This window comes from Kitasatospora sp. NPDC001159 (assembly GCF_053598235.1).
In genome coordinates this window covers 20,389-31,882 of record NZ_JBSFJV010000063.1, presented here as the reverse complement: position 1 = coordinate 31,882, position 11,494 = coordinate 20,389, and the positions used below count along the sequence as shown (strand labels likewise).

At 73.3% G+C, this 11,494-nt stretch carries 12 protein-coding genes; 4 read left to right on the top strand and 8 right to left on the bottom strand.

Features of this window, described 5'->3' with window-relative positions; genetic code table 11:
* Positions 1-228 precede the first annotated feature (228 nt).
* On the top strand, positions 229-1,020 hold the full coding sequence (locus tag ACWC9T_RS27645) for a putative protein N(5)-glutamine methyltransferase (RefSeq protein ID WP_449823764.1): 792 nt from the start codon (positions 229-231) through the stop codon (positions 1,018-1,020).
* 81 nt (positions 1,021-1,101) lie between these two features.
* Here the strand turns inward: ACWC9T_RS27645 and ACWC9T_RS27640 are convergent, their stop codons facing one another.
* Positions 1,102-1,530 (bottom strand): PPOX class F420-dependent oxidoreductase, encoded by a 429-nt coding sequence (locus tag ACWC9T_RS27640; protein ID WP_449823763.1) that lies wholly within the window; start codon positions 1,528-1,530, stop codon positions 1,102-1,104.
* A 196-nt stretch (positions 1,531-1,726) separates the two neighbouring features.
* Between ACWC9T_RS27640 and ACWC9T_RS27635 the strand changes: the two genes are divergently transcribed.
* The gene (locus ACWC9T_RS27635) at positions 1,727-2,173 is read left to right on the top strand and encodes a hypothetical protein (protein ID WP_449823762.1); all 447 of its coding nucleotides are present in this window, start codon (positions 1,727-1,729) and stop codon (positions 2,171-2,173) included.
* A gap of 124 nt (positions 2,174-2,297) precedes the next feature.
* Here the strand turns inward: ACWC9T_RS27635 and ACWC9T_RS27630 are convergent, their stop codons facing one another.
* From ACWC9T_RS27630 to ACWC9T_RS27615, 4 genes are all read right to left on the bottom strand, one after another.
* Positions 2,298-3,695 (bottom strand): pyridoxal phosphate-dependent decarboxylase family protein, encoded by a 1,398-nt coding sequence (locus ACWC9T_RS27630; protein ID WP_449823761.1) that lies wholly within the window; start codon positions 3,693-3,695, stop codon positions 2,298-2,300.
* Positions 3,696-3,858: 163 nt separating this feature from the next.
* Positions 3,859-4,137 (bottom strand): hypothetical protein, encoded by a 279-nt coding sequence (locus tag ACWC9T_RS27625; protein WP_449823760.1) that lies wholly within the window; start codon positions 4,135-4,137, stop codon positions 3,859-3,861.
* Positions 4,138-4,354: 217 nt separating this feature from the next.
* The gene (locus tag ACWC9T_RS27620; RefSeq protein WP_449823759.1) at positions 4,355-5,659 is read right to left on the bottom strand and encodes an RNA polymerase sigma factor; all 1,305 of its coding nucleotides are present in this window, start codon (positions 5,657-5,659) and stop codon (positions 4,355-4,357) included.
* Positions 5,659-6,078 carry a YciI family protein gene (locus ACWC9T_RS27615; protein WP_449823758.1) on the bottom strand — a complete coding sequence of 140 codons (420 nt, stop codon included), beginning with the start codon at positions 6,076-6,078 and terminating at the stop codon, positions 5,659-5,661. Before ACWC9T_RS27615 ends, ACWC9T_RS27620 begins: the two co-directional genes overlap by 1 nt.
* 232 nt (positions 6,079-6,310) lie before the next feature.
* Between ACWC9T_RS27615 and ACWC9T_RS27610 the strand changes: the two genes are divergently transcribed.
* Positions 6,311-6,886: a hypothetical protein gene (locus ACWC9T_RS27610; RefSeq protein WP_449823757.1), complete on the top strand. Its 576-nt coding sequence runs from the start codon at positions 6,311-6,313 to the stop codon at positions 6,884-6,886.
* Positions 6,887-7,241: 355 nt separating this feature from the next.
* Here the strand turns inward: ACWC9T_RS27610 and ACWC9T_RS27605 are convergent, their stop codons facing one another.
* The 3 genes from ACWC9T_RS27605 to ACWC9T_RS27595 are packed head-to-tail and all read right to left on the bottom strand — an operon-like array spanning position 7,242 to position 10,135.
* A complete protein-coding gene (locus ACWC9T_RS27605; RefSeq protein WP_449823756.1) occupies positions 7,242-8,207 on the bottom strand; it encodes a HEAT repeat domain-containing protein in 966 nt (321 codons plus the stop codon).
* Positions 8,208-8,218: 11 nt separating this feature from the next.
* On the bottom strand, positions 8,219-9,499 hold the full coding sequence (locus tag ACWC9T_RS27600; protein ID WP_449823755.1) for an MFS transporter: 1,281 nt from the start codon (positions 9,497-9,499) through the stop codon (positions 8,219-8,221).
* A gap of 42 nt (positions 9,500-9,541) precedes the next feature.
* Entirely contained in the window at positions 9,542-10,135 is a 594-nt protein-coding gene (locus tag ACWC9T_RS27595) for an ArsR/SmtB family transcription factor (protein ID WP_449823754.1), read from the bottom strand.
* 259 nt (positions 10,136-10,394) lie between these two features.
* Between ACWC9T_RS27595 and ACWC9T_RS27590 the strand changes: the two genes are divergently transcribed.
* On the top strand, positions 10,395-11,213 hold the full coding sequence (locus tag ACWC9T_RS27590; RefSeq protein WP_449823753.1) for a hypothetical protein: 819 nt from the start codon (positions 10,395-10,397) through the stop codon (positions 11,211-11,213).
* Positions 11,214-11,494: the final 281 nt, after the last annotated feature.

Sequence of the window (11,494 nt, the reverse complement as noted above, 5' to 3'; positions counted from 1 at the left end):
GAGAACGGCTTGATCACCGGCGGTGCCGGTGCGGTAGGGTGACCGACGCCGAACACGACCGCGATGCAGGAGGTGAGCCCCATTACCGGTATGTCCGAGCGGGTGCTCCCGGAGCGCGGCCGTGCGGGCGCCCCGCGCGCGTAGCGCGGGAGCGTCGACGGCGTCGGCCCTGGCGGGAGCCCTGACGGAGTCCTCCGTTCTCCTCCCATCCTGCCCAAGGGGTTTCCTTTGCCGGTCTTCTCCTCCGCCGCTCTCCGTTCCTCGGTCGTCTCCCGGCTGCGCGCCGCCGGTTGCGTCTTCGCCGAGGACGAGGCGCGGATCCTGCTCACGACCGCCGTCACACCCGCCGAGCTGGCCGCCATGGTCCGCGCCCGCGCCGAGGGGCGGCCGATCGAACACGTCGTCGGCTGGGCCGAGTTCGCCGGACTGCGGATCGCCGTCGACCCGGGCGTCTTCGTCCCGCGCCGGCGCAGCGAGTTCCTGGCCGCCGCTGCCGCCCGACTCACTCGCCCCGGCGCGCTGGTGGTCGACCTGTGCTGCGGCAGCGGCGCACTCGGCGCCGCCGTCACGGCCACCGCCGGGCACCCGGTCGAGCTGTACGCGGCCGACCTGGACCCGGCGGCCGTCCGCTGCGCCCGCCGCAACCTGGCCGGAACGGGCGCCCTGGTCTTCGAGGGTGACCTGTTCGCCGCCCTGCCCGACGCGCTGCGCGGGCGGGTGGAGGTGCTGATCGCCAACGTCCCGTACGTACCGACCGGCGACATCGAGCTGCTGCCGCCGGAGGCCCGGCTGCACGAGGCCCGGCCCGCGCTGGACGGCGGGTCGGACGGGTTGGACGTACTGCGCCGGGTGGCCGCCGAGGCGCCGGGCTGGCTGGCGGCGGGCGGGTCACTGCTGTTCGAGACCAGTGAGCGGCAGGCGGCGGCCGCGCTGGGCGTGGCGCGGGCGGCGGCTCTGAGAGCGATGGCGATCCGGGAGGAGGAGCTGGACGCCACGGTGGTCATCGCGACCCGGTCGTGAACGACGAAGGTCCCGGCCACCGCATCCCCGTGACGGTGGCCGGGACGGGTGGTCGGAACTCGTTCCTTTGATCCCGCGCCCTCAGATCCTGGCCCCGTACACGCGGTCGACCGGGATGGTGAGCAGCACCCGGCGGTCGGCGACCATCGCCTCGCGGTACTCCGCCCAGTCGGGGTGTTCCCCGGCAGCCCGGCGGTAGTAGTCGACCAGCGCCTCGACCTCGGGCCCGTGCGGGTCGGTGCCCGGCCCGGTGAGGGTCGCGACGCCCTCGGCGGTGACCCAGGAACGGCCGTCCGATCCGGTCACCTCCAGGCTCACCCGCGGGTCCCGCCGCAGGTTGGCGGTCTTGGCGAGCCCAGCCCGGGTGGAGACCAGGACGGCGTTCGCCTCACGGTCGTAGTAAGGCATGACGGGGGAGAGCTGGGGCCGGCCGTCGGCCTTGATGGTGGCGAGGATGCCCAGGCGGCTCTGCGCGAGCAGCGCGTACGGGTCGTAAGCGGTGGCGGTCATGGCAGCATCATCGGGCTTCACACCGGTGTGAAGGTCAAGGCGCGGCAGGCGTGTTGCGCTGTGGGCATCCCCGGAGCGGACGGTGGGGATCTGCGGAATCCGTCGATGGCGGCGGCCGCGGCGGGCTAGGGTCGGGAGGCGACAAGGAGTGATGATTCGTCACCGAGTGCTGTTCGAACCGAGAGGGCACCGTCCGATGGCCGCCTCCCACCAGCCCAAGGAACTCCTGGAGTTCTCCGACGACCTGCACTGCAAGGACGTCACCCCGCTGCAGAAGTTCCTGGCCGCCCGCCTCGGCGAAGTCGTCGCGGCGCAGCCCGAGAATAGCGACGCCCGCTTCGCGGCCGAGCGCCTCGCGGACATCACCGCCGGCGACTGCATCCAGCTGGCGGACCTGCTCGGGGCCTGGGAGGAGGTGATGGTCGAGGGCAGGTACGACGAGCCCGGGCAGACCCAGCGGCTGCGCCAGGACATCATGCTGTGGTGGGAGCGGCTGTGCGAGACGGCCGACCGGTTCCGCGGCCACCCTGCCCACAAGCCGCGTTGGCGTGCGCTGGAGTTCATGAACCTCGCCCACGCTGAGTTCATGGCGAGCCTGACCGACTCGGCGGGGGGCGTGTACGGGGACGGGGCACACCCGTAAGCCCCCTTCCCGTCACGGTGTTGACGCCACGTCACGCCACCCGTTGTGCCGTGCGACAGAAGTGCCTGCTGGGACACCCCGCTGGACGCGGTGGCCTCCCGCTTCAAGTGGAGCCCCTTGTGGGTCAGATGGTCTCCAGCTTGCGAACGGCCTCGGCGAGCGCGGCCGCGGTGCGGTTCACGTCCTCCTCGGTGGTGCGCCAGCTGCTGAACGCCGCGCGCAGGGCGGGCACTCCTGCGTAGCGGGTGGGGGTGAGGAAGGCCTCGCCGGAGAGTTCGGTGGCGAGCGCGGCGAGCCGCTCGGGGGTGGGGTCGGCGGCCAGGGTGAAGCACACGACGTTGAGGCGGACCGGGGCCAGCAGGCGCAGGCCGTCGATCGTCTCCACTGCCTCGCCGAGCGCGCGGGCGCCGGTGATGCAGCGCTCCACGATCTCCCGGTGGCCGGCCCGGCCGTAGGCGCGCAGGGTGAACCAGGCGGCGAGGGAGCGCAGTCGGTGCGAGTTCTCGGGCGTGAGGTGGACCAGGTCGGGGTGCTCGCCGATCGGGCCGAGGTAGGCGGCGGCGTTCTGGAAGACCCTCGCCTGCAGGTCGCGGCGGCGGGTGAACTGCACGGCGCTGTCGTAGGGCACGTTGAGCCACTTGTGCAGGTCGATGCAGACCGAGTCGGCGAGGTCCAGCCCGGCCGTCAGCCCGGCGTGCTCGGGCGAGAGGGCGGCGAAGGCGCCGAAGGCGGCGTCCACGTGCAGCCAGAACCCGTACCGCTCCCGGAGCTCGGCGATCGCGCGCAGGTCGTCGAAGTCGACGGTGTTCACCGTGCCCGCGTTGGCCACCACGATGCACGGGCCGTCAACCTCGGCGAGCGCCCGCTCCAGCACGGCCACGTCCACGGCCTCCCGGCCCGGCAGCGTGGGCACGGCGGTCAGCGCCCGGCGGCCCAGGCCGAGAACGCTCAGCGCCTTGGACACGCTGGAGTGCGCGCTGCCCGACAGCACCCTGACCCGGCCCAGCGCGGCGACCCCGTCCTCGGCCACGTCCACGCCGATCCGCTCGCCCAGCCACTCCCGGGCGATCGCGAGGCCGACGGTGTTGGACATGGTCGCGCCGCTGACGAAGGTGCCGCTGTGCGCGGGGGAGAGGCCGAACAGCTCGCGCAGCCAGCCGACCGTCTCCCGCTCCAGGTGCTGACCGGCAGGGTCCAGCGAGGAGTTGGAGTTCTGGTCGGCGGCGGAGGTCAGCCAGTCGCCCGCCAGCGCGGCCGGGGTCGCGCCGCCCGTCACGAACCCGAAATAGCGCGGCCCGGCGCTGGCCGACAACCGCGGCTGCCAGCGCTCGCCGAACTCCGCCAAGGCCGCCCGCAGACCGTCGGCGTCCTCGCGCAGCGGCTCCGCCGAGGTCGGCTGGTTCGTCTGCTGCGGAATCACCGGGCGGTCGTCGAGGCCGGCGAGGAACGCGACGGCCTGCTGCCGGGTCTCCTCCAGGAGGGCGGGCAACAGTTCGAGGTCGGCGGCGAGTTCGGGGTACATGGGGCTTCTCCGTTGATCGACTGTCAGCTCGAGGGTAGTGCGCGGGGGCTGTGGTGTCGCGGGCCAATCCGATGTCGGTGGCCTGGGAGGTCGGGAGATCTGCCGGCTGTCGGTGGATCCCGCTCCTGCACGACCCGCGCCCCGAGGTCCGCGCGGCGGCCGGCTACGCGCTGGCGACCGCGTCGGGCCGGGCGACGGAGATCGGTGCCGCCGTCCGGGAGCGGCTGGGCGTGGAGACCGCGCCGGTGGTGTGCGCGTCCCTGCTCTTCGCGACCGCGCAGGTGGAGCAGGGGGAGGCGTGGGGCCGGGTCGCCGAGTTGGCCCGGGGCCTGTGGTCGGACACCGGGCAGGTGCCGGCGGTCCGGATGAGCGCCGCGCTGGTCTGCTCTGCCTGGTCGACGGGCCCGTGCCCGATCAGCTGGGTTCCTTTCCGAGGGGCCATGGCGGCGAGGAGTCGCGCGGCAGGACAAATGCCGCGCCCTGGCCGGCCGGGGGCGCGTGGCAGGGCAGCGTGGACCAGAGGTTTCACCCGGACTACCGGTGGTTCGACTCGGAGGTCCACCGGCCGCCGTCGAGTGAACGGCGGCTGGTGGACCTCGAGAATCCGTGGTCGGCCCTCGCCGGCGAGTGGATCCGAAGCCGCACCAGGCGGGAGGCCGTCAGTCCAGTGCGGCTGCCTTGCGCAGCAGCACGGACCGCTCGCGGGCGTTGCGGCAGAGCCGGGCGGCGAGTTCCAGCTCGGCCCGGGCCTCGGTGGTGCGGTCGAGTCGGGTCAGCAGTTCGCCGCGCACGCTCGGGAGCAGGTGCGATCCCGACAGGCGGCCGGAGGCGACCAGGTCGTCGACCATGGACAGCGCCTCCTGCGGTCCGCCGGCCATCGCGACGGCCACGGCCCGGTTGAGCTCGACGACGGGTGACGGGGCCACCCGGCCGAGCGCCTCGTAGAGGAGCACGACCCGTTCCCAGTCGGTCTCCCGCACCGAGGGAGCCGTCGCGTGGCAGGCGGCGACCGCGGCCTGCAGTCCGTACGGTCCCAGGCCCCGCCCGAGGGTCGAGGCCCGGCCGAGCGCGGCCAGACCGCGCCGGATCGCCGACCGGTCCCACAGACGACGGTCCTGGTCCTCCAGGAGCACCGCCTCCCCGTCCGGTCCGGTGCGGGCGGGGAAGCGTGCGGCGGTGAGCTCGAACAGCGCCAGCTGGCCGTGCACCTCCGGCTCGGTGGGCAGCAGGGCGGCCAGCACCCGGGCCAACCGCACGGCCTCGTACACGAGATCGGGGCGCAGCAGGTGATCGCCGGTCGTCGCCGTCGAGCCCTCCGTGAAGATCACGTACAGGGCGCTCAGGACACCGCCGAGCCGCTCGCGCCGTTCCTCGGGCGGCGGCAGCTCGAAGGGCACACGGGCGGCGGCGATGGTCTTCTTCGCCCGGGTGATCCGTGCCTGGACGGTCGGCACGGGCACGAGGAAGGCCCGGGCGATCTCCTCGCTGGACAGGCCGCCCACCACGCGCAGGGCGAGCGCCACCCGGGCCTCGGGGGAGAGCACCGGGTGGCAGGCGGTGAACATGAGCGCGAGGACGTCGTCGTCGACCCGGCCGGGATCCCACGGCAGGTCGTCCGGCCGGTCGGGCGCGGCCGCCGCGCCCGCGCTGAACTCGCCGTCGGCCAGTTGGCCGGCGAGCATGGCGTACCGTTCGTCGAGCGCCGACCTGCGGCGGAAGGCGTCGATGGCCCGCCGCCGCGCGGTCGCCAGCAGCCAGCCCGCCGGGCTGGCGGGCGCGCCGTCCCGCGACCAGGTGACGAGGGCCTCCGCCAGTGCCTCCTGGGCGACATCCTCGGCGAGTGTGAAGTCCCCGGTGTAGCGGGCCAGCGCGCCGACGATCCGCGCGGACTCGATCCGCCAGACGGCCGCGACGGCCCGCCGAGCAGCCTCGGCGCTCGGCGGGCCGTCCGTGGACGCGGACATCAGAGCTGGCCGGTCCGCTCGCGCCACGCCCGCTCCTTGATGACCCACTCGTTGTCCTGCGGGAACTCGTCGATACTCGGCACCCGGCGGATCTCGCACTTCGATCCGGGGATCGCCGGGATCCGCTTGGCCCACTCGACGGCCTCCTCCTTGGAAGCGACCTCGATCACGTAGAAGCCGCCGAACAGCTCCTTCGTCTCACCGTACGGCCCGTCGGTGACCACCGGGGTCTCCCCGCTGTAGTCGACCACCACGCCCTGGGACGGGTCGTCCAGGCCCTCGGCGGCGACGAGCACGCCGGCCCGGATCATCTCGTCGTTGAAGCGGCCGATGGTTTCGAGCATCGACTCGAAGGGCGTCCCCATCATCTTCTCCAGCGACTCGTCCGTGCCGCGCATGATCAGCATGTACTTCGCCATCTTCGGTCTCCTTGATCGGGGGTCGGCTCTCGACCCTCTCAGCCCTAGGTCGAACGGCGCGGGCCGCGGATCGACACGGCGGACGGATTTCGAGGAATTTTTTCACGCGATGCCCGCTACGGGGCGGCACGGGAGCGGCTGGGGGTGTTGCGGTCGTGACCAGCTCGGTGACGGCGCCCCGGATCGCCTCGTCGTCGACGAAGGCGCGCCAGTCGGCGGAGGTGCTGAGGCGGTGGTCGCGGGTGAGGGCTTCGGCCAGGACGGTGGCGGCGGGTTGGGCGGCCGGACCGATGCGGGTGAGGTGACGGACAGCGGCCAGCATGGCCGGGAGGTAGGAGCCCTGGGTGAGGGGGCGGCAGACGGCGAGGAGCGCCGGGACGGCGGTGTCGGTGTCGCCGGTGGCGGACCACAGGGCGTAGGCGGCCTCGACGCTGACCCAGGCGTCGTCGCTCGCCGCCATCTCGCGCAGCCGGTGCGCGTACGGGGCGGCGTGCGGGCCGAGCTCGGCGAGGTGGCGCAGGGCGGGGCCGGGGAAGCGTCCGTCGTCGGCGGCGGGGCCCAGGACGGCGAGCGCGGCGTCGGGGTCGCCGCCGAGGCGCCAGTAGGACCAGGCCGCGAGGTCGGCGTCGCGACCGCCGGCGGTGGCGTGGACGAGCAGGAACTCGCGGGCCGCGCCGCCCGCCGGGCCGATGCCCGCCAGGGCGGTCGCGGCGTGCGTCCACGTCGACTCGCCGTCGAGCAGGTCGAGCAGCTCCGGCAGGGCGGCTCTCGCGGCCGGGCCCCAGACAGCGAGCACCTCACAGAGTGAGCGGACCAGCGGGCCGTGGTCGGCGTCGCGCAGCCGGGCGCGGATCGCGGGGACGAGGGCCGCTGCGTGGTCCCGTAGCGGGATCAGCAGCTCGTGGAGGGCCGGGAGTTGGGGCCGGTGGCCGTTGCCGAGACGGGAGCGGTGCGGGGAAGAGGTGTCGAAGCCGAGCCTGGTGCCGGTGAGCCGGTCGGCGAGAGCGGGGACGCAGCGTGGGTCGCCCATGCGCGCCAGCGCCCATATCGCCGGGTCGGCGACGGACTCGCCGGTGCGGGGCGTCAGGGTGGCACGGTCGTCGATCAGTTCGGCCACCGCGTCGGCGTGGAACACGGCGGACGGTCCGATGCATGTGGCCAACTCAGCCGCGCGGTACCGGACTTCGGTGTCCGGGTCGTCCAGCCGGGCGGCGATGCCCGGTAGCAGAGCGGGTACCGGGGAGCGACGGCGGGAGAGTAGACCACCGGCCAGTGACAACGCACTGGCGCGCTGCTGCGGGTCGGGGTGGTCGGGCCAGGAGACCGAGGACGTACGAGACCAGGGCGTCCGGGAACAGGGCGTCCGGGAACAGGTTTGCCGTCCAGTCCTGGATCCCGACTACCCCGCAGCCTGCCTCGCTGGTCTCCCGCCACAACTCCACGCCGGGGTCGCGGACCGCGTCCAGGACGAGGTCGAGGTGCCGGGGCGCGAGGTCGGGGTCGGCGGGGGCGAGGGCGTGGACGGCCGCCAGCCGCAGCTGCGGCTCGGGGTCGTCCAGCAGGCCGTGCAAGAGGGCGAGGGCCTCGGCGACTCGGCCGCCGGTCGGTCGGCGCCGGGTGGCGGCCCCGAGGGCGAGGTCGAGTCGGGCGGCGGCGTCCTGCTCGACACCCCACTGCGTCAGCAGCGCGGGCAGGATCAGCTCGCCCGGGCCGCCTGACACGCCGACAAGGTGGACGGCCGAGCGGCGGATCCCGGGCTCCGGATCGGAGAGGAGGCTCAGGGCGTCGGGCAGCGCCCGCTTCCAGGCCAGCCCCCAGCCCGGATCCACCCGCTTCGCCGCGACGTGCGGGGCCGCACTGCTCAGATTCGTCATCAGCTCCAGCAGGTCGACCCGGGTCGAGACATCCGTCCGGGCGGCCAGCCCGATGAGGTACGGAAGTGCGGCGGAGGCGGCGGAGCAGATCCAACTGTCCCGGTGGAACAGGGCGTTGTCCAACGCACCGACAGCGGCGCCGGCGTCCTGCGGGTCGGGCCCGGCGCAACGGCGCAGCAGGCCGGGCACGTCCTCTGCGGAGCCGTAGTTGTGCCTGAGCCCCGCCCAGTCGATCTCGTCCAGTCCCTCCCACATGGGCCTGGACTCTACCGCCGGGGCAGTTCGGCCTGCCGAACCGCCTTCGAGGTGAAGGCGAAGGCCGCGCCGAGGCAGGAGAGGGCGCCGCAGCCGATGAACACCGGGGCCGCGCCCCAGGCCCCTATGGCGGCGCCCACCAGCGGGTAGCCGAGCGGTGCGAGGCCGACCATGGTGAGCATCACGACAGAGGTGACCCGGCCGAGGTAGGCGGGGTCGGCGCTGGTCTGGATGAGGGCGCTGTCCAGGCTGCCGAAGACGCCCGCGCTCAGCCCGATGAGTGCCGCCAGCAGGGCGGCCGCCCACAGGCCCGGGACCAGCGCGATGGCGGCCGCGCCCGCACTCCCGGCCAGCAGCGTCGCGACCATGGTCAGGCCCGCCCGGGGCAGCCAGCCGGCGATGGCGAGCAGGGCGGCGCTGGCGGCCGCGCCGGCGCCGAAGCAGGCGACGATCCAGCCGTAGCCGGACGGGCCCCAGCCGCGTTCGGCGTTGAGCAGCACCATGCCGACGTTGAGGGTGCCGGTGAGACCGAGCTCGCAGACCGCCCCGGCGACGACCAGGGGGCCGAGCAGGCGGTGGCGGCGGATGTAGCGCAGCCCGTCCAGCAGGTCCGCGCGGGCGGTGCCTCGGCCCGGCCGGGGCTGTACGGCCGGGGCTTCGAGCGGTGCATCGAGCGGTGTTTCGAGGGGGTGGATACGTACCGTCAGCAGCAATGGCAAGGAGAGGGCGAAGAGCAGGCCCGCGACGGTGAAGGCGGCGGCCGGGCCGCCGAGGCCCATGGCCAGGCCGCCGATCGGGGGGCCGGCGATCTGGCCCAGACGCATCGCCAGGGAGCGCAGGCCGGTGACCCGGGCGAGCTGGTCGGGGCTGGTGATCCGGGGCGGCAGGGCGCCGACGGCGGGGACGAACAGGGCGTCCACGGCGCCGAAGACCAGGGCTACCACGATCAGCAGCCAGAGCGCGGGCGAGGTCAGGGCGATGGCGGCGGCGACGGAGAGGATCAGGAGGCAGCGCACGGCGTCGCTGCCGAGGATCACCCGGCGGGGGTCGAGGCGGTCGGCGACGACGCCGCCGCCGAGCATCAGCACCGCCCGCGGCAGCGCTCCGGCGGCCATCGCCAGACCGACCTCGGTGGGCCCGGCGGCCTTCTGCGCGGACCAGCCGAGGGCGAGGAAGTAGACGCTGTCGCCGACCAGCGAGGCGGTGTAGGCGGTGAGCCAGCGTAGGACGTTGGCGTCGCGGTGGGCGGGGGCGTCGGGGCGTATCGGTGGTGCTGTCTCCACGGTGGCCATGGCGGGCTCCAGCGGGTCGGTGACGACAGTGGGTGGGGTGTGTCAGGGGCGGAACGGGAAGCCGTACAGGTGCACGGACACGTGCTCGCGGCCGTCGGTGTCGCCGGCCGCCCTCGCCGCCTTGCCGCGCTCCCGCCAGCGTCGGGAGAGCGCCTGCAACTCCTCGCCCAGTTCGGCGAGTTCGGCCGGGGTCAGGTCGAGCAGCCACTCGGCGCTGAAGGCCGCGTCGGTCCACTCGCTGCCCCAGGCGACGCGCTGGTCCAGGTACGCGCGGTACTGCGCGGCGCGGCTGTCGACCAGGCCGCGGGTGACCGCGCCGACGGCGGCGGCACCTTCGGGCGTACCGGCGAGGTCCGACTCGCGGAAGCCCCAGCCCTCCTCGGAGGCGACCTGCCACCACCGCTCCCGCCCGTCGGTGCTCTGCGCGCTCGCCTCGGTCACGAAGCCGTGCTCGGCGAGCTTGCGCAGGTGGTAGCTGACCAGGGACGGCGCCTGGTCGACCTGCTCGGCGAGCTGGGAGGCGGTGGCGGGGCCCGCGGCGTAGAGCAGGCGGTAGAGCTGCATGCGCAGCGGGTTGGTGAACGCCTTCAGGCGGGAGAGGTCGGTGATCCGCTCGGGCTCGGGCTGCTGGGGCATGCCACCACGGTAGATCCGAAGGGAAGATTGCGCAATAAAGTTTTCGGATCTTTCGCTGGATTGGGCGGGGAGAGTGTGACTGGAAGTCCTAGCTGGCGATTGGAAGCTGTAGTTGGCGGCGCCACTGTCCAGCACGGACCGTCATCTGTGAGCCGTGACACGTTAGTTGGAACTTGGTCCCGGCTGTTGGAACCGGAGCGCTGGTCGGATGCCGATGGGGCGAGGCCGGCGGCGGCCGTCCGGGCACTACGCTGCACGCGTGATCGAGCATTCGAACGTAAGTCTCGCCGACCTTCTCGACCGCCGTGCGGACGGGCACGAGCCCGCGCCAGAGGCGGTGCTCACCGCGCTGTTCGAGGGAGGGGCGTTCGTTCCCATCACCGACACCGGATCGGTGATGTTCCTCCCCGACGACAAGCAGCCGCCCACGCTGCTCGGTTTCACCGACGCGGCGCTCGGCACGCAACTACTGCCGGAGGCCGCCGGGATGGTGTACTGCGACGCGGCGCGGCTGAGGGACATCCTGGAGAAGACCGGCGTCGCCCGACTCGGGGTCCGCTCCGGAAACGGGCAGGCGATCTTCCCGGAGCAGGTACTGCGGGACTGGGCGGCCTACGGGCCCGGGGCGGAGATGAAGCGCGACTGGTCCAACGACCCGGTGGCGGTCGCCCTGCGCGACGCAGTGGCTAGGCGGATCCGCGAGTTCCCCGCCGTCCGCTCGGTGTGGGTCGCCCAGGTCCGGTGGCGGGCCAGCGGCGAGGAACAGCTACTGCTGCACGTGGCCGTGGACGAGGAGCTGCCCTCGGCCTCCGCGACCCGCCTGACACAGCTCCTGCTCCGCGAGGAGGTGGAGCTCGGCCCAAGGCATCCAAAGGTCGGGATGCTCAACCTGAACACCACCACCCACGCCGACACCATCGCCCAACTGGACCGGGAGGGCCTGGACACGGTGCGCCACGACGTCGGGTCGGGCCAGGTCCACGTGATCTCCCGCGAGTACGACGACCCGGCGGTGGTCCTGGCGAACGGGGCCGCGACCCAGCCCCGGGCCAAGCGCCGCTGGTTCGGCCGCTCCTGACTGGGCGCCGCCGGGCGCTCTCCTGCGGATTCCGCCGGTTCCAACATGAATGGCAGGCCACCACGGGTTGCAAGAAGCATGACCAGGTGGTTCCAACAAGCGTGTCCCACAAGGTCAGAATCGCCAGGTCAGCACACCACCCTGGTTCCAACTATCGTGTCCCGGCTCAATCTGTGACTCAGCAAGCTAACTGGCGCGTCAGCACGACATCCGTCGTCCGGGTCGTGTCCCGTGAAGTGGTGTGGTGGTCCGTTCGCCAACGGTCCTTCGGCGGGCGGTAG